This window comes from Actinoplanes sp. M2I2, assembly GCF_023544445.1.
Classification (GTDB): domain Bacteria; phylum Actinomycetota; class Actinomycetes; order Mycobacteriales; family Micromonosporaceae; genus Actinoplanes.
Genome location: NZ_JALPVJ010000037.1, coordinates 1 through 17,312, shown reverse-complemented (window position 1 = coordinate 17,312; position 17,312 = coordinate 1). Strand labels below are relative to the sequence as shown.

13 protein-coding genes, 1 tRNA gene and 1 pseudogene are annotated in these 17,312 nt (G+C 72.9%); 4 read left to right on the top strand and 11 right to left on the bottom strand.

All coding sequences use genetic code 11. From position 1 onward, the window contains the following. Positions 1-29 precede the first annotated feature (29 nt). The gene (locus HJC40_RS42530; RefSeq protein WP_250009452.1) at positions 30-1,568 is read right to left on the bottom strand and encodes a cobyrinate a,c-diamide synthase; all 1,539 of its coding nucleotides are present in this window, start codon (positions 1,566-1,568) and stop codon (positions 30-32) included. A gap of 369 nt (positions 1,569-1,937) precedes the next feature. On the opposite strand from HJC40_RS42530, the pseudogene HJC40_RS42525 reads away from it, so the two are divergent. Beyond that, positions 1,938-2,750 (top strand): annotated as a pseudogene (locus HJC40_RS42525) (SURF1 family protein); the annotation flags it as partial. Between the two features lie 318 nt (positions 2,751-3,068). Here HJC40_RS42525 and HJC40_RS42520 read toward each other — a convergent pair. The 10 genes from HJC40_RS42520 to HJC40_RS42475 all read right to left on the bottom strand — a co-directional run bounded on the left by HJC40_RS42520 (position 3,069) and on the right by HJC40_RS42475 (position 13,582). Beyond that, complete coding sequence (locus tag HJC40_RS42520) at positions 3,069-4,697, bottom strand: ATP-dependent DNA ligase (protein ID WP_250009450.1); 1,629 nt, start codon at positions 4,695-4,697, stop codon at positions 3,069-3,071. Positions 4,698-4,808: 111 nt separating this feature from the next. Further along, positions 4,809-5,105, bottom strand: coding sequence for a hypothetical protein (locus HJC40_RS42515; protein ID WP_250009544.1), 297 nt, complete (start codon positions 5,103-5,105; stop codon positions 4,809-4,811). An 87-nt stretch (positions 5,106-5,192) separates the two neighbouring features. Beyond that, positions 5,193-6,671, bottom strand: coding sequence for an FAD-dependent monooxygenase (locus tag HJC40_RS42510; protein ID WP_250009448.1), 1,479 nt, complete (start codon positions 6,669-6,671; stop codon positions 5,193-5,195). A 10-nt stretch (positions 6,672-6,681) separates the two neighbouring features. After that, positions 6,682-8,037 carry a dipeptidase gene (locus HJC40_RS42505; RefSeq protein WP_250009446.1) on the bottom strand — a complete coding sequence of 452 codons (1,356 nt, stop codon included), beginning with the start codon at positions 8,035-8,037 and terminating at the stop codon, positions 6,682-6,684. Positions 8,038-8,058: 21 nt separating this feature from the next. Next, positions 8,059-9,123, bottom strand: a complete 1,065-nt coding sequence (locus HJC40_RS42500) for a M48 family metallopeptidase (RefSeq protein WP_250009445.1) — start codon at positions 9,121-9,123, stop codon at positions 8,059-8,061. Beyond that, positions 9,120-9,713: a hypothetical protein gene (locus tag HJC40_RS42495; protein WP_250009444.1), complete on the bottom strand. Its 594-nt coding sequence runs from the start codon at positions 9,711-9,713 to the stop codon at positions 9,120-9,122. Before HJC40_RS42495 ends, HJC40_RS42500 begins: the two co-directional genes overlap by 4 nt. Next, a complete protein-coding gene (locus HJC40_RS42490; RefSeq protein ID WP_250009443.1) occupies positions 9,706-11,241 on the bottom strand; it encodes a cobyric acid synthase in 1,536 nt (511 codons plus the stop codon). The genes HJC40_RS42495 and HJC40_RS42490 overlap by 8 nt, the downstream gene beginning before the upstream one ends. Then, positions 11,238-12,218, bottom strand: a complete 981-nt coding sequence (locus tag HJC40_RS42485; protein WP_250009442.1) for a cobalamin biosynthesis protein — start codon at positions 12,216-12,218, stop codon at positions 11,238-11,240. Before HJC40_RS42485 ends, HJC40_RS42490 begins: the two co-directional genes overlap by 4 nt. Before the next feature lie 41 nt (positions 12,219-12,259). Beyond that, positions 12,260-12,721: a hypothetical protein gene (locus HJC40_RS42480; protein WP_250009441.1), complete on the bottom strand. Its 462-nt coding sequence runs from the start codon at positions 12,719-12,721 to the stop codon at positions 12,260-12,262. Positions 12,722-12,922: 201 nt separating this feature from the next. Then, positions 12,923-13,582: a single-stranded DNA-binding protein gene (locus HJC40_RS42475; protein WP_250009440.1), complete on the bottom strand. Its 660-nt coding sequence runs from the start codon at positions 13,580-13,582 to the stop codon at positions 12,923-12,925. Between the two features lie 171 nt (positions 13,583-13,753). On the opposite strand from HJC40_RS42475, the gene HJC40_RS42470 reads away from it, so the two are divergent. From HJC40_RS42470 to HJC40_RS42460, 3 genes are all read left to right on the top strand, one after another. Next, positions 13,754-14,746, top strand: coding sequence for an alpha/beta hydrolase (locus HJC40_RS42470; RefSeq protein WP_250009437.1), 993 nt, complete (start codon positions 13,754-13,756; stop codon positions 14,744-14,746). 36 nt (positions 14,747-14,782) lie between these two features. Then, positions 14,783-17,038 (top strand): tetratricopeptide repeat protein, encoded by a 2,256-nt coding sequence (locus tag HJC40_RS42465; protein ID WP_250009436.1) that lies wholly within the window; start codon positions 14,783-14,785, stop codon positions 17,036-17,038. A gap of 71 nt (positions 17,039-17,109) precedes the next feature. Beyond that, a tRNA-Arg gene (locus HJC40_RS42460) sits at positions 17,110-17,182 on the top strand. The last annotated feature ends 130 nt before the right edge of the window (positions 17,183-17,312 follow it).

Below are 17,312 nucleotides of genomic sequence, written 5' to 3'. Positions count from 1 at the left end.
GGCAGCGCTTTCCGGATTGACGATCCGCGTCAGGACGTGGTGATGTCCACGGTGTCGCTCAGGTTGAGCACCGGCTGAGCCGGGTTGTGCGGCCGCGGTTGCGACGGCGCTTGCGACTTCTGCGGGGCCATCGATGCCGACATCGGTGGGGCCATCGGGGGCGGCGACATCGGCGGCATCGGCCGCAACGGGATCGGCGGCAGCAACGGCGCCGGCCCGGCGATCGCGGCCGAGACGACCCGCTTGGCGATCTCCGGCGCGGCGGCCCAGTGCAGACCCAGCTGCGAGGCGTGCACCTGCCGCCAGACGAAGCCCTCCGGGTTGCCTCCGGACCAGGTCCAGGCCGGTACGGCGCCGGCGCGTGGCGTGACGATCGCCCGGTGCTGCTTGTAGCCGGTGATCCGGGCGCCGGCCGGGGCCAGCGGCGAGGTGGCCGGGGCGGTGGCCTCGCGGTAGCCGGCCACGGTCTGCTCGCCGGTCACCGCGGTGGCGTCGAGCACCCCGCACATCGGCCGGCCGTCGAGGTCGTGCCCCAGCCACGGCAGCGCCACCCCCTCGGCGATCACCGGCCAGCCGTCGGCGGCGAACTGGGCGACCTGCGTGCACAGCCGGCGGTTGGCCGACAGCTCCTCGGCGTACCCCTCGGGCAGCCCGGCCCCGACGATCAGCGCCCGGGTGCCGGCCGGCAGGCTCTCGTCGCGCAGGGGATCGACCACGGCCACGTCGGCGCCGGCCGCGGTCAGCAGTTCGGCCGTCTCGACGTACGTGTAAGGGGCGCCCGGCCCACCGGCCAGCGCGACCACCGGGCGCTGCTCGAACACCTCGCCGCCGGACGCCTCGGCCGGGGTCCAGACCGGGCCGGGCAGCGAGGGCGCGGAAGCGGCCAGCGCCATGATCCGGTCGAGGTCGAGACACCCGGCGACCGCCTCGCCGAGCCGGCGCACCGCGCGGCTGGCCTCCACCGTCCGGTGGGCGACCGGCACCGGTCCGTTGGCCCGCGCCGGCAGCACATTGGGCAGGTCACCGCGGCGCAACGCGCCCAGCACCGGCATGCCGATGTCGTCGAGGGCGGTGCGCAGCATCTGCTCGTGACGCGGCGAAGCGATCCGGTTGAGGACGACCCCGCCGAGATGCACCATCTCGTCGAACACCCGGAAGCCGTGCACCAGGGCGGCCAGCGAGTGCCCCATCGACGCGACGTCGACCACGAGAACGACCGGAGCGCGCAGCACGGCGGCGACAGCGGCCGTCCCGTCGATCTCGGGCTGACCGGTGAGCGAGTCGAACAAGCCCATCGCGCCCTCGATGACCGACAGCTGGGTGCCGGCGGCGCCGTGCTGAAAGAGCGGGGCGATCCGCTGAGCGCCGACCAGCCGGGGGTCGAGATTGCGGCCCGGGCGGCCGGCGGCGAGACCGAGGTAGGCGGCATCGGTGTGATCCGGGCCGACCTTGAACCCGGCCACCGGAAGCCCTCGAGCCGCGCACGCCGCCAGCAGGCCGACCGCGATCGCGGTTTTGCCGTGCCCCGAGGCGGGGGCGCTGACGACCAGGCGGGGCTGGGCGCTCATCGTGTTTCTCCCGGGCCTTTCCTCTGCCGGCTCGGGTGTCTCCCCCGCGCCGGCCTCGCGTTCGGCGCCGCCCGGTGTGGCCCCGGCCGGCTGGTGGTGTGTCACGGCGTGGTGTTCCCGCCAGGTAAAGCTGACGCGGCGTGGTGTCCCCCGCCAGGTGGAGCTGACGCGGCGTGGTGTCCCCCGCCAGGTGGAGCTGACGCGGCGTGATGTTCCCCGCCAGGTGGAGCTGACGCCGGCCCGGGCTTGCTTTCCGGCGGTGTCGTGACATCAGGCCGTCTTTCATCGCCGGCCTGGTGTTTCTCGTGCCGGACAGGGACAGTACCCGGCTCCGGCAGCAGCCGGCCGGGCGACGGGTAGCCTCGTTGCGTGTACCGCTTCCTGCTGAGCCCGCGCTGGCTGGCCGCGGCCGCGCTGGCGGTGGCCGCCGCGGTGGTCATGGTGATGCTCGGCAACTGGCAGTTGAGGCGCTACGAGGAACGCAGCGCCATCAACGATCGGATCGACGCGGCTGATTCGGTGGCGGCCGTCCCGCTGACCTCGGTGCTGACCAGGCCGGTCACGGCGAGCACGGCCGGGACAGCTCCCGGCAAGGACCTGGCATGGACAAAAGTGACGGTTTCCGGTCGATACGACCCGTCGCACGAGATTCAGGCCCGGGGCCGCACGGTCGACGGCGAGGTCGGCTTCGAGATCGTCACCCCGCTCGTCCTCACCGACGGCACCGCGGTGCTGGTCGACCGCGGCTGGGTGCCCGCGCCCGGCGGGGCCCTCACGGCGCCCGTGGTGCCGCCCGCCCCCACCGGCGAGGTGACGGTGGTCGGCCAGGTGCACCTGTCGGAAAGCCGACCGGTCGCCGTCGAGCGCCGGGACGGCCGGCTGGACACCCGCCGGATCTCCCTGTCCCGCCTCGCGCCCGAGATGCCCTATCCCATGTACGGGGCCTACGTGCTGCTGACCGAGCAGACCCCGGCCAACGACGCGGCCTTCACGCGCATCCCGATCGACCACGAGGACGCCTGGCAGAACGGCGGGTACGCCGTGCAGTGGTGGCTGTTCGCCGGCATGGCGCTGGCCGCCTACGTGTACTACGCCCGCAAGGAGGCCCGCGGCCCCGAGCCGGCCGGCGAGCGCGCCCCCACTACCGACCGCCCCCGCGGCGGCGACCGCGTCGAGGAAGCCGACCGCCGCCGAGCCTCCACCGGCGACCGCGTCGACGAGGCCGACCGCCGGACCGCCGCGGGTCCGCGAAAGGCCGCGGGCGATCGGGTCGAGGAAGCCGACCGCCGCCGAGCCTCCACCGGCGACCGCGTCGACGAGGCCGACCGCCGGGCGGCCGCAGGTCCGCGGAAAGCCGCGGGCGATCGGGTCGAGGAAGCCGACCGCAAGCGGGCGGCCGCAGCTGCCACGCAGGGTGACCGCGTCTCGGATGCCGACCGTGCCCGCGAGGCCGCCGCCCAGGGCGGCGCGACCCAGGACTGACCGCTCGATCCGCCCTCGCTATTCCGAGGTGGGGTGGCCTCCGATCATCCGGACCATGTCGATGGTGTCGGCCTCGGCGGCGGGCTTGTCGTCGCGGTAGCGGAGCACCCGGGCGAAGCGCAGCGCGACCCCGCCCGGATAGCGCGGCGACGTCTGCACCCCGTCGAAAGCGATCTCGACGACCTGCTCGGGCCGCACCCGCACCACCCAACCGTCGTCGCCGGTCGCCAGCTGCTGGAAGCGCTCGGTCTGCCAGCGCAGGAGCTCGTCGGTCAGGCCCTTGAACGTCTTGCCGAGCATCACGAACCCGCCCGTGGCCGGATCGCGGGCGCCCAGGTGCAGGTTGGACAGCCAGCCCTTGCGGCGGCCGTGCCCCCACTCGACGGCCAGGACCACGAGGTCGAGCGTGTGCCTCGGTTTGACCTTGACCCAGGCCGACCCGCGCCGGCCCACGTCGTACGGGGCCTCGGCCGCCTTGACGACCACCCCCTCCTGCCCGGCGGCGAGCGCGGCGGCGAAAGCGGCAGCAGCTTCCTCCTCGCTGCTCACCGACGTGCGGCCGACCAGCAGCTCGGCGGGCAGCGCGTCGGCCAGTGCGGCCCACCGCACCCGGCCCGGCTCGTCGAGCAGGTCGACCCCGTCGAGGTGGAGGATGTCGAAGAAGAACGGCACGAGAGCGAGCGGTCCGGCCCCGCGTGTGGCCGCGCCCGGGGACCCGGCCGCACCCGGCGACCCGGCCGCATCCCCGGAAGCGGCGGCGCTCCGTGTGGCGGCTGCCCCGCGGGAGGCGGCTGCCCCGCGGGTGGCGGCCCGGCTCGAGGTCTCCTGAAATGGGCGGGGGCGGCCCGAGGCGTCGAGCGTCATGGCCTCGCCGTCGAGCACGACCTCGCGCAGCGGAAGCTTGCGCACCGCCTCGACCACCTCGGGCATGCGGGCGGTGATGTCGTCGAGGCTGCGGGTGAAGACGGCCACGTCGTCACCGGAGCGGTGCACCTGGATGCGGATGCCGTCGAGTTTCACGTCGACGGTCGCGGGGGCGCCGGTCGCCAGCAGCGCGGCCGCCACGTCGGGGGCGCTCTGGGCCAGCATCGGCGTGAGCGGCGTGCCGACCCGCAGACGCATCTCGGCGAGGGCGGCCGCCCCACCGGTGAGCGCCGCGACTGCCACCTGCTTGAGGTCGCCCGAGAGCAGCAGCGCCCGGCGGACGGCGGTCAGCGGCACCTCGGCCGCCTTGGCGATCGCGTCGGCGAGCAACCCGGCCTGGGCGCCCTGGCGCAGCTCGCCACCGAACAGCCCGATGAGCAGTCGTTGCTCCTCGGCCGTGGCCGCGCCGAACAGGGCCGCCAGCAGATCGCGCCGCCGGGCCTGGGAGCCCGCCCCGGCGACCACGGAGATCTCCGCGATCAGCGCGTCGACCGCGGCGACGGTGAGGGTGGGCTGCTCGGCGGGCGGCGGCCGGTCGCGCAGGCTCGCATAGCCGACCCCGGTCTGCCGTTGCCGCAGCTCACCGGCCAGATAGGCCGAGCCGGCCGCGATCTCATCGACGTCGAGCCTGCGCAGGGCGCCGGCCAGCAGCTCCACCTTCGCCTTACGCCCCGAGGTAGCGGCGACGGCCGTGGAGGTCGCGGCCAGATCCAGGAATAGCACACCCTCATCCTGGCAGGACCCTCCGACAATTTCGGGGCCGACGGACCAACGCCTCCCGCCGGCGGCGCCATATCTCGGCTGGGCTTTCGCGTCGATAAGGCGCTGGGGCGGTCAGGCGGCCCGGGGCTCGGCTATGCGGAAGCCCCGGGCGCGGACGGCCTCGGCCATCCGGGTCACCTGGGCGTCGATGGCGCAGAGGGTGGCGGAGAGCTCGTCCAGATGATCGGTCAGGGCGCCGTCGTCCCAATGGGAGACGTCGACCTGATCCATCGCCAGGACCGCGGAACGCAGGCGGGCGATGGACTCGAGACGCTCGCGGGAGCGAAGACGGTCGATCGCGTCGCGCGGCCCGACGGGCATCGGCCGCACCACCAGGGACACCGAGGCAGGCACTTCGTTCGAACGCATGTTCGATATCCTAACAGGACGAGATCGCCGCCCGCACCGGTTTGCTCTCTGTGACGGGTGCGAGCAAACGGCCGGTGAGACGGCTCGTCAGCCGCGTAGGAGGGCCGGAAAGACGCTCGGCGCCTCGGCCACCGTCGCCTGGGCGGCGACGAAGCCGTCGGGGCGCACCAGATAGAGCTGCCCGGGCCGCAGGCCGGTGCCGGGCGCGGGCGGGAAGACGTGCACCGCCAGGCCGAGGTCCGGCACGTCGGTCTCGGCCACCCCGCCGTACGCATGGATCTGCCATTGCAACTCACGCAGCACCTCGAAATTGCCGCCCGCCCAGGGCAGGCGCCGGCCGACCACCGGATCACGCCGCCCGCCGGCTACGTCCTTGGCGTTGGGCGTCATCCAGTAGTGGACACGGATCTGCGACACATACTGGAACGCCCGCGAGCCGACGGACACGCGCGGCGCGAAACGCACGCCCAGCGGAGCCACCACCGGCACGACGAAACGCCGCAGCAGGCGCGCGACCGGCCGCTGCGAGGTGATCGCGCCGAAGATCCGGTCGGTCGTGGCCACCAGGGTGCGGGCCACCGGCCGGCGTTCGGCCTCGTAGCGGTCGAGCCACGCGTCCTTGCGGCGGCCCCGCAGCACGTCGGCCAGCTTGAAGGCCAGGTTGTGAGCGTCCTGCATGCCGGTGTTCATGCCTTGGCCGCCGACCGGCGAGTGCACGTGGGCGGCGTCCCCGGCCAGGAAGAACGGCCCGTCGCGGAACGTCGCGGCGACCCGGTGATGCACCTTGTAGGTCGCGAACCAGCGGGACTCGCTGTAGGTGACCGCGAACTCCTTGAGCCGCGGGCGCACGTCCTCCTCGGTCAGGCGGCCGTCGCCGTCGTCGTCGCGCACCAGGCCGAGCAGGCGCCACGCGTGCCGGCCGCGCATCGGGAAGGCGAGCAGGAAGTCCGATCCGCCGGGGCGCACGTTGATGGCGTTCTCGAGCAGGCCGGCCACGCCAACGGCGTCGATCACGTAGAACCGGTGCGGGTTGGTGACCCCCTCGTACGCGATGCGCCGCGCCTTGCGGACGGCCGAGCCCGACCCGTCGCAGCCGACGCAGAACCGGGCCCGCACGGTGTCGTTGCCGACCTTGGCCTCGACGCCGTCCTCGACCTGCTTGACCGCCGTCACCGGCGTCTCCCAGCGGACGTCGGCACCCAGCTTGCGCAGGTTCTCGTAAAGGATCTCCTCGTTGCGGCTCTGCTCCAAAACCTCGATGTGCGGGTACGGGGTGAGGTCGCCGCCGAGCGGGCCGAGCCGGATGCGGCCGAACGCCCGGCCAAGGTAGCCGGGAGCGAGCGCATCGGCCCGCCCGGCCGCCTCGAGCACCTGGTCGGCCAGGCCCAGCTGGTCGTAGATCTCGAGGCTGCGGGCCTGGACGACCAGCGCCCGCGACTCGCGGGTCGGCCCCTCCTTGCCGTCGGTGACGATCACGTCGACCCCGAGCCGGACCAGCCAGTTGGCCAGCATCAACCCGGTCGGACCGGCTCCCACCACCAGCACGTCACACGACAGCTCGGCCATCGACCGCCCCCTACTTCGTCGACAAGTTCTCCGCCACGTTCTTGAGGAGCAGGGCCTCGGCGACGCAGACGCGCTCGAACTCGCCGAGGTGCAGGCTCTCGTCGGGGCCGTGAGCGGCTGAGTGCGGGTCTTCGACGCCGGTGACCAGGATCGCGGCCTGCGGGAACAGCTTCTGGAAGGTCGCGATGAACGGGATCGAGCCGCCCACGCCCATGTCGACCGGGGCGGTGCCGTCCCACGCCGACTGGAAGGCGGCCCGAGCGGCGTCGTACGCCGGACCGGTCGCGTCGATCACGCAGGGCTCGCCGTCGGCCTCCAGGGTCACCTCGACCTGCGCACCCCACGGCACGTGCTTCTCGAGGTGGGCGCGGATCGCCGCGTACGCCGACTTGGGGTCGTCGCCGGGCGCCAGGCGTACCGAGATCTTGGCCTTGGCCGCGGGCTGCAGAGCGTTGGCCGCCTCGAAGGTGCGGGGCGCGTCGATGCCGAGGACCGAGATCGAGGGCTTGGTCCAGATGCGGTCGGTGATCGAGCCCTTGCCGATCAGTTCGACGCCGTCGAGCATGCCCGCCTCGTGCCGGAAACGGTCGGCCGGGTAGTCGACGCTGGCGCCCTCGCGACCGACCAGCCCGTCGACCGCGACCTCGCCCCTCTCGTCGTGCAGGGACGCCAGCAGGTGGGCCAGGGTGGTCAGCGCGTCGGGCACCGGACCGCCGAACATGCCGCTGTGCACCGCGCTCTTGAGCACCCTGACCTCGGCGAACAGGTTGACCAGGCCGCGCAGCGAGGTGGTCAGGGCCGGCTGGCCGATGTCCCAGTTGCCCGAGTCGGCGATCACGATGACGTCGGACCGCAGATCCTCGAGGAACTCCTCGATGATCGCGTCGAGCGAGTCGGAGCCGAACTCCTCCTCGCCCTCGACGAAGACGACCACGCCGACGGGCAGCTGGTCGCCGAACGCGCGGAGCGCGGCGACATGGGCCATCACGCCGGCCTTGTCGTCGGCGGCGCCCCGGCCGTAGAGGCGGCCGTCCCGCTCGACCGGCTCGAACGGGTCGCTGGTCCAGAGCGACGGGTCCCCGGCGGGCTGGACGTCGTGGTGGGCGTAGAGCAGCACGGTCGGCGCCCCCGCGGGAGCCGCCCGGCGACCGATCACCGCGGGCTGGCCGCCGCGCCGCACGACCTGCGTGTCGAGGCCGCAGCCGCGCAGCAGCTCGGCCACGGCCTCGGCCGACCGCTCGACGTGCGAGTGGTCGAAGCCCTCGAAGGCGATGCCCGGAATGCGGACGAGCCGTTCCAGGTCGGCGCGGACTCCGGGCATCTCCCGCGCGACGGCCGCGCGCAGATCGGTCTCACTCAAGCTCATGGGTGTGATCCTAAGGCTCGTTCAGCCTTCCCCGCCGTCTTGCCGGCCGCGGCGGGACGCGTCACCCATCCATCCCCGGGCGCCCCGCACAGCCGATCCGGCCAGGTCACCGGCCCCGTCGCCGAGCTTGCGGAGCAGACCCACGAGCGGATCCTGCGAGTTGCTGAACGTCTCCCGGTACGACTGCGCGGCCGCCTTCACGTCGTCGGCGACCGAGGCGTCGCCGTCCGAGTCACGGCGCGGGTAGTCGCCGCCGAGGATCTCGGCGTACGCCCCCGAGTCGACCCACTTGCGCAGCTCGGACGCCCGGGCCACCGGGACCGGGTGGGTGCTGCCCAGCGTCATGCCGATCTTGTGGATGCTGTCGCGCAGGTCGCCGCCGCTCTCGTACTCGGCGGCCTGCTCGAGGAAGGCGGCCGTGTCGATCTGCGACAGGTCGCCGCCGCCGGCCAGCTTCATCAGCAGCCGCAGCGACGCGGCCGGGTCCTGCCCGGCGAGCAGCCCGGCCCGGTCGGCCGACAGCTCGGCCTTGCGCCACCACTCGAGCATCGCCGTGATGATCGCCCGCAGCGCGATCGCGCCGACCGGCAACCAGCTCAGGCTGGCCGCCCAGCGGGTGAGGATCATCAGGATGGTCTTGTAGACGGCGTGCCCGCTGCGGACGTGGCCGATCTCGTGGCCGAGCATCGCGCGCAGCTCGTCGTCGTCCAGCCGTTCCACGGCGCCGGTCGTGATCACGATGAACGGCTTGTCGAGGCCGATCGCCGAGCCGTTGATGATCGGGTCCTGCGACACGTACAGCTCGGGCAGCTCGACCACGTCGAGGGTGGCGGCGGCCTCGGTGAAGCGCTGATAGACGCGCGGGTACTGCCGGTGGTCGACCCGGATGGCGCCGGCCAGGAACTGCAGGCGGAAACCGCGCTCGTTCCACATGCCGAAGAACGCCTTCACCACGTCGTCGAAGCCGCGCAGCTCGCGCAGGGCGGTCAGCGCGCCGCGGTCGGCCGGATGCTCCCAGGCCCGGGAGCTGATGCCGGTGAGGGTGATCCGCCGGCGTACCGGGCGGTTCTCGTCGTCGGTCGTCATGAACGCCACCCTTTTACAGATAGGGCGGACGGTGCTGCGCCGTCGACGATCAGGTCCGCGTGCGCGGCCGTCTCATCCACGGCGAAGTGCCGGTCCTCGGCGGCCCGCCAGCGCTCAAGGTACTTCCGATACGCAAGGCTGTCGTCCCCGTCCCGGCTGACGGCACGGTCCCATCGGAGGTCGGCCGGCGCGTCGACGAAGACAGCGAGGGTCAACTCGGGACGAATCTCACGCCGGGCGGCACTCATCCCTTCCAGGAGTACGACATCCCGCGCGGCCACCGTGAGCGGTGGGCCGGAGAACCCGCCCCGCTCCCAGTCGTAGCGCTGGTAGGTGGCCGGCCGGCCCTCGCGCAGCGGGGCGAGCACGTGCTCCTCCAGGCGCGACCAGAAGGTGAACTGGTCGTCCCAGCCGTCGAGCAGATCGTCGGTGTGCACGACGCTCGCGCCGAGGACGCCGGCCAGACGATCGGCGAAGCGGGTCTTGCCGGCTCCGCTGGGACCGTCGACGGCGACCAGGCGTACGTCCCCCAGCCGCGCCGGCCGGCTCCGGACATACGCGGCCAGGTCGTCGAAACTCGGCTCAGGCACGCGGCGGCGCCCCGGGCGGGATGAACGGCGCCGCGGCCGGTGGCCCGTTCTCGATCAGCCGCCACAGCGCGTCGGTGTCGAGATGCTCCTCGACCAGGTCGCCGAGCACATCGAGCGCACGATCGCGCACCCCGGCGAAGTGCGTGCCGGGCGCCACGGTGAAGCCCGGGCGACCGGCCTGGCGGGCGACCTCGGTGAGGAACCGGCGGCGGAACTCGTCGGACTCGAACGCGCCGTGCCAGTGCGTCCCGTAGACGTTGCCGCCGACCGCGCCCTCGGGCCGGCCGTCGGCGTACCGGAGGAAGGGGTTCTCCGATCCGGTGGTGACGACGCCGTGGTGGATTTCGTAGCCGGCCACCGGCGCGCCCAGCCCCTCGCCGGTCGGCTGGGCCAGCGTCTTGCGGGGCTGGAAGGTGATCTCGACGGGCAGCAGACCCAGGCCCGGTACGGTGCCCCGGCGGCTCTCCACCTCGTCGTCAATCGACCGGGCGAGCATCTGGAAGCCGCCGCAGATGCCCAGCACCGGCCGGCCGGCCGCGGCGTGCGCGAGGACCGCGTCGGCCAGCCCGGTCTCGCGCAGCCAGGCGAGGTCGCTGACGGTGGCCTTCGAGCCGGGCAGGACGACCAGGTCGGCGTCCGCGATCTCGGCCGGCTCGACCGTGAGACGCACCTGGACCCCCGGCTCGGCCGCGAGCGCCTCGGCGTCGGTGGCGTTGGACAGGCGCGGCAGGCGGACGACGGCCACGCGCAGCCACTGGGTGCCGTGCGGCCCCCGCGGCCGCCCCAGGACGCTGCCGTACGCCAGGGAGTCCTCGCCGTCGAGCCAGACCTCACGGTGGAACGGCAGGACGCCGTACACCGGCCGGTGCGACACCGACGTGATCATGTCGAGGCCGGGTCGCAGGAGCCCGAGGTCGCCCCGGAACTTGTTGATCACAAAGCCGGCGATCAGCGCCTGGTCCTCGGGGTCGAGCAGCGCGACGGTGCCGAAGAGGGCCGCGAACACGCCACCGCGGTCGATGTCGCCGACCACGATCGCCGGGAGGCCGGCCTGCCGGGCGAGGCCCATGTTGACGAAGTCGCCGTCCCGCAGGTTGATCTCGGCCGGGCTGCCGGCGCCCTCACAGATGACGGCGTCGTACTCCGCGCGCAGCTCGGCCAGGGCGGCGTGCGCGGTTTCGGCCAGCCGGGGCCGCAACGACCGGTAGTTGCCGGCCGTGACCGTGTCGACGGCCTCACCGAGCAGGACCACCTGGCTGGAGAAGTCGCTGCCCGGCTTGAGCAGCACCGGGTTGAAGCGCAGGTCGGGGGCGACGCCGCAGGCGGCCGCCTGCATCGCCTGGGCCCGGCCGATCTCCCCGCCGCGACCGTCCGCCCCGACGACGACCACGGAGTTGTTGGACATGTTCTGCGCCTTGAACGGGGCGACCTTGACGCCGCGACGGTGCAGCCAGCGGCAGATTCCGGCCGTGAGGATGCTCTTGCCGGCGTCCGAGGTGGTGCCGGCGACGAGAAGCCCGCCGCTCACGGCTCGACCATCCTGACAGCGGCACTGTTCTTCCTGGCCAGAGCGCCGCGCAGCAGGGCTGTTCCGACGGCCAGGCCGGCGGCGGTCAGGCCGACGGCGCCCGACACCCGCGCCGCCCGGCGCAGGTGCACGGCCGACGGACGCGGGCCGTCCCCGAGGAACGGCCTGGTCTCGGTGCGTCCGAAATAGACGTTGCGACCCCCGAGGCGGACGCCCAGAGCCCCGGCCATGGCCGACTCGCACTGACCGGCGTTGGGCGACGGGTGATCGTTGCGGTCCCGGCGCCAGACCCGCAGCGTCTCCCGCGGGCTGCCACCGGCGATGGGGGCGACCGCGATCGTGAGCAGCCCGGTCAGCCGGGCCGGCACCAGGTTGAGTCCGTCGTCGAGCCGGGCCGACGCCGTCCCGAACCGCGCGTACCGCGACGACCGGTGCCCCACCATCGCGTCGAGGGTGTTGGCCGCCCGATAGGCCAGCAGCCCCGGCAATCCCAGCAGCCCGCCCCACACGAGCGGCGCGACGACCGCGTCCGACGTGTTCTCGGCCACCGACTCGACCGTGGCCCGGGCCAGCTCGGTCTCGTCCAACCCGGACGGATCGCGTCCGCAGAGGTGGTTGAGCCGCTCCCGCGCCGCTTCCAGATCACCGCCGTCCAGGTGCCTGGCCATGATCCGCGACTCCCGCCGCAGGGTGCGCCCGCCGAGCACCGTCCAGGTGGCCCCGGCCACCAGGACCGCCCGGGCCACCGGCAGTCTTCGCGTGGCCGCCGCGGCCGCGGCCCCGGCCAGCGCGGGCACTCCCACGGCGACGGCCGTGAAAGCCACCCCGGACCGTCGATCGGGTGCGTAGACCCGCCGCTCGAGCGCCGCCGCCGCTGTCCCGAAGCCCGCCACCGGATGCCACCGCCGCGGGTCTCCGAGAATCACGTCGAGCAGGTAGCCCGCGGCCAGCCCGACCGCGTCAGCCGTTCCCGCCACGCTGGGTCCTTCCGATCAGTGATGCAGAGTCAACCTGATGATCATGGGCGCAGATCGCACACCCAGACCGAGATTTCCGGTACCTCGGGCTCCGGCCCGTCGGGGATCGGCACCGGGTCGAACTCGCCCCAGACGATCGCGCCCGGGGCGCGGTCCTCCAGGAACTCGACGACGATCTCCCGCAGGTCGTCGGTCGTCCGGTACTTCTCCGTGAACGGCAACTCGTCGCGCCCGCAGGACCGGGCCGAACAGCGCAGCTGCCCCGCCTGCAGGTCGTGCCACACATAGAACGTCGCCGGCCCCGCGTGGGACAGCACCGCGACCTGCCCCCGCAGCAGGTCGATCGTCTCCTCGAAGGCGGTGACCACCTCGTCGGCCGTCAGGCCCATGCGCTCGTGCGGCGGAGCGCCGAACCAGTTGGTGTTGGCGGTCTCGGTGTCCTGGTCGTGCGGGGCGAGCACAAGGGTCTCGCCCGCGATCGCGCGGATCTCCTTCAACAGCACGGGCCCCAGTCTGCCGGTCCGGCCCCACCCGGGACCAACCGGGCAGGTCGGCCGGGCGGCCCGATCGCCCGGCCCGATCGGACCACCCCGTTCGGGGGTCAGGTCAGCCGTCCGGTGTCCCGGGCCAGCGCCGGCACCGCGGATCAAGGACGGCTTGATCCGCGGGCCGACAGCGGCTGACCTGCGGCTCGTACCGGTGGATCAGGCGGCGACGGGCTCCTTCCGGGTGGCCCGGCGGGACCGCCGGGCCGGGGTGGGCTCGGCGGCGATCTTCTCGACCTCGCGGGCGATCTCGTCGTCGGACGGCGACTCGTCCGAGGGCGTGTCACCGGCCGGGTCAGTGGCGCCCGCCACATCGAGGAAGGTCGGAACGTCCGGGACGCCGTCGCCCCGCGTGACCGGGGCCTCCTCGACGGAGACGGGCTCCGACTGCTCGCCGCCGACGAAGAGCTGGTCGTCGGTGTCCTCGATCGTGCTCACGCCCAGGGCCGACCCGCGCGGGTTGCGCACGAACCGGGACCGCCCGCGGGCCAGGTCATGGCCGATCGAGTAGGCCTCCATCTCGTACGAGATGCGGTCGTTGCCCTCGCTGTCCTTCCAGTCGCGGGTGAACAGCCGCCCGTAGACGATGACGGGGTCGCCGACGGCGATGGACGCGGTCACGCCCTCGGCGAGCCGGCGCCACGCGGTCACCCGCACCCGCAGGCTCTTGCCGTCGACCCAGGTGTTGCTCTCGCGGTCGAAGCGGCGCGCGTTCGAGGCGACCCGGAAGTTGGCGACCATCGAGCCGGACTCCTCGAGGCGGCGCCATTCCGGGGCGACGAGCACGTTGCCCACGACGACGAGGTTGGTGTCGAACACTTGTGACCTCCTGTTGTGTTGCGGTGAGGTGGGCAGCTTCACGGTCCGGGCGTACCGCGGGGGGATCTTGGACCGAGGGCTGTGGACAAGTCGGCCGCCTGTGGAAATCGACCGCCGGGCCGGGCCGTCTGATATCGCGCGTCAGCCGGTACGCCTGGGTAGCCTGGGCGCGTGGAGATCGACGTTCTCGGACCGCCCTACGAGCGGCACACGATCGACCTGGGCAGCGACGACGAGGGGGCGGTGGTGGCCACGCTGGTGCGGCGGCGCGCCGACCGGCCCAGTCGCCGCGCCGTGCTCTACGTGCACGGTTTCGTGGACTATTTCTTCCAGACCCATATGGCCGATTTCTTCGTCGAGCGCGGCTGGGATTTCTACGCGCTCGATCTGCGGAAGTACGGCCGCAGCCTGCTCCCGCACCAGACGCCGAACTTCGCGCGCAGCCTCACCGACTATTTCCCCGAGCTCGACGAGTCGGCCCGCATCATCCGCGAGCAGGACGGCCACGATCAGATGCTGGTGGCCGGCCATTCGACGGGCGGCCTGATCACGTCGCTGTGGGCGCACACCCGGCAGAAGAGGGGCGTCGTCGACGGACTTTTCCTGAACAGCCCGTTCTTCGATTTCAACGTGCCCTGGCTGGTGAAGAAGCCGCTCATGGCGGCGACGATCGCGGCCACCCGGCGTACGCCGTACCGAAGGATCCCGACGGCGTCGCTGGGCCTTTACGGGCAGAGCCTGCACAGTGACCACAATGGCGAATGGAACTACGACCTCACGTGGAAACCGGTGCTGGGTTTCCCGGTGACGTCCGGCTGGCTGGAGGCCATCCGCCGAGGTCAGCGGCGGTTGCGGGCCGGGCTCGGCATCGACGCTCCCGTCCTGGTCGCCTGTTCCACCCGCACGTTCCGGGGCCGGGCCTGGTCCGAGGATCTGCGCGTCTCCGATTCCGTGCTGGACGTCGAGCACATCGTCCGCTGGGCGCCGCGTCTCGGGCCACGGGTCACCATCGCCCGGTTCGACGGCGGCATGCACGATCTCACGCTTTCCGGCAAGGAGGTCCGCATCGAGGTCTTCCGCGAGCTGGCCCGCTGGAGCGACGCTTTCCTGCCGCCCGTGGGAACTCCCGAGGTCTCGGTGCCGCCGGCCCCCGAGGACGACTGAGGCGCTTCCGATACCTATTGCTAGGGTTCGATATCAATGGCTGAGGAACCCGCGTCACCGCCCCCCGCCCCCGACGACTGCCGTTCCCTGGACGCTCTGGCCGCGACACTTCGCGCCCTGAAAGTCTGGGCCGGCGACCCGTCCTTCGACACGATCACGACCCGCGTCAATGCGCGATTGCCGTCGACCGGCCGGGGCACGATCGCCGACTGTTTCCGCGACGGCCGCCGCCGGGTCAACGCCGATCTCCTGCTCACGGTGGTCGCCGCGCTGCACGACGACGCCGACTATCTGACGCGCTGGCGGCGGGCGATCCGGGTCACCCTGGCCGAGAGGCAGGCCGCGGCCCACGTACGGGTGCTCGCCCGCCTGCCCGAGGACGCCGACGCCTTCGTCGGCCGGGAGCCGCACCTGGCCGCGCTCGACCGGGCCACCGGCGTCTGCGTGATCACCGGTATGGCCGGCGTCGGCAAGACCCGGCTCGCGGTGCACGCGGGCCACCGCCGTACGTCGGAGACCACGCTCTTCGTCGACCTGCGCGGCTTCCACCCCGACGAGGCCCAGCCGCCGGCCGACCCCGCCGCCGTCCTCGACGGATTCCTGCGCGCGCTCGGCGTCCCGGCCCGGCAGATCCCGCACGACCCGGCCGCCCGTTCCGCGCTGTTCCGCGAGCAACTGGCCGGCCGGCAGGCCCTGGTGATCCTCGACAACGCGGTCGACGAGGACCAGGTACGCCCCCTGCTGACCCCGGACGCGCTGACCCTGGTGACCTCCCGCCGCGACCTGGCCGAGCTGGCCCCGGCCACCCGCATCACCCTGGACGTCTTCACCTCGGACGAGGCCGCCCGGCTGCTCGGCGACGACCCCTCCGACGCGCTCGAACGGGTCGCCCACCGCTGCGGATACCTGCCGCTCGCGCTGACCATCGTGGCCGGTCAGATGGCCGCGACACCGGACTGGACGGCGGCCGACCACGCCGACCGGCTCGACGAACGCCACCGCAACTACCACCTCGACGACGGCGTGCAACTGGCGCTGCACCTCTCCGACCAGCGTCTACCACCCGCTCGACGCACCCTGCTGCGCCGTCTGGCCGGCCATCCCGGCCAGGATTTCGACACCTACGCGGCCGCCGCGCTGCTGGACGCCGACCTGGGCGCGACCGAGGACCATCTGCGCCGCCTGACGGCGGAGCACCTGGTGCAGGAACCGGTTCCCGGACGCTTCGTGCTGCACGATCTGGTCCGGGCGTACGCCGCCGAGCGCGCCGCCGACGAGGAGCGCCCCACCGACCGACGGGCCGCGCAGACCCGCCTCTACGACCTTTACCTGTACGCCGCGGCGGCCGCGATGCACGCCCTGCACCCGGCCGAGCGGCACCGCCGGCCGACGCTGCCCGCTCACGACGTACGGCTGCCGGATCTGGACGACCCGAAGGCCGCGCTGCATTGGCTCGACACGGAACGATCCACGCTGGTCGCCATCTGCCTGGCATCGCCCGCACACGCCGTGCCGCTGGCCGCGACGCTCTACACCTATCTGGACAACGGCGGCTACCCCGCCGAGGCGATCACCGTGCACAGCGCCGCCCGGCAAGCCGCGATGGCCGCGGGCGACGCCGCCGGCGAGGCCGGCGCGCTGGGCAACCTCGGCGTCGTCAACTGGCAGCTGGGCCGCTACCCCGAAGCGATCGACCAGCTCACCGAGGCGCTGAAGCTGTTCCGCGGAGTCGGCGACGTCCGCGGCGAGGCGCGCTCCCTGGGCAACCTCGGCGTGGTCCACACGGCTCTGGGCGACTATGTGTCCTCCGCGGCCCACCACACGCAGGCCCTGGCGAAGTTCATTGAGATCGGCGACCAGGTCGGCGAGGCCAACACCCTGACCAACCTGGGCGACGGGTACGCGCTGATGGGCCGCCCGTCCGAGTCGGCCGCCCACCAGCGCCGCGCCCTGGCCCTGTTCCGCGCCCTGAACCACCGCGGCGGCGAGGCGACGGCCCTGACCAACCTGGGCGACGCCGCCACCCAACTGGGCGAACTCGCCGAGGCCCTGGACTCCCACGACAAGGCGATAGCCATCTTCGGCGAACTGGGCGAACGCTACGGCCAGACGTGCGCCATGAACGGCCGCGGCGAGGCCCTGGCGGCCATGGGCCGCGCCGAGGAGGCCATCACCACCCATCGCCTGGCCCTGGGAATGGCCCGCCTGATCGACGACCCGGCCGAGCAGGCGCGGGCTCGGAGCGGCCTGGCCGCCCTGGGCGCCGACCCTGTTGACGAACCGCCAACATAGCCGTTCGGTCCCCCGGCGACCGACGGCTGGTTACCCCCGCGTTGCCGTCGGCAAGATAAGCTGTGGCCCTCGCGCTCGTAGCTCAGCGGATAGAGCAACGGACTTCTAATCCGTCGGTCGCAGGTTCGAATCCTGCCGGGCGCGCAGTGTGATGTCTCAAGACATCGGAAACCCCTGAACCCGCGGTTGTGGGTTCAGGGGTTTTTCTTTTTCGGTGTGGGTCCGGGTGGCCGGCCGGTGGGTTGGTAGCGCTTGGTGGGGTCGAGGACGAGTT

Coding starts and splice junctions, on each gene's coding strand:
- HJC40_RS42530 (WP_250009452.1), bottom strand. CDS start 1,568: ATGAGCGCCCAGCCCCGCCTGGTCGTCAGCGCCCCCGCCTCGGGGCAC.
- HJC40_RS42515 (WP_250009544.1), bottom strand. CDS start 5,105: ATGCGTTCGAACGAAGTGCCTGCCTCGGTGTCCCTGGTGGTGCGGCCG.
- HJC40_RS42510 (WP_250009448.1), bottom strand. CDS start 6,671: ATGGCCGAGCTGTCGTGTGACGTGCTGGTGGTGGGAGCCGGTCCGACC.
- HJC40_RS42505 (WP_250009446.1), bottom strand. CDS start 8,037: ATGAGCTTGAGTGAGACCGATCTGCGCGCGGCCGTCGCGCGGGAGATG.
- HJC40_RS42500 (WP_250009445.1), bottom strand. CDS start 9,123: ATGACGACCGACGACGAGAACCGCCCGGTACGCCGGCGGATCACCCTC.
- HJC40_RS42465 (WP_250009436.1), top strand. CDS start 14,783: ATGGCTGAGGAACCCGCGTCACCGCCCCCCGCCCCCGACGACTGCCGT.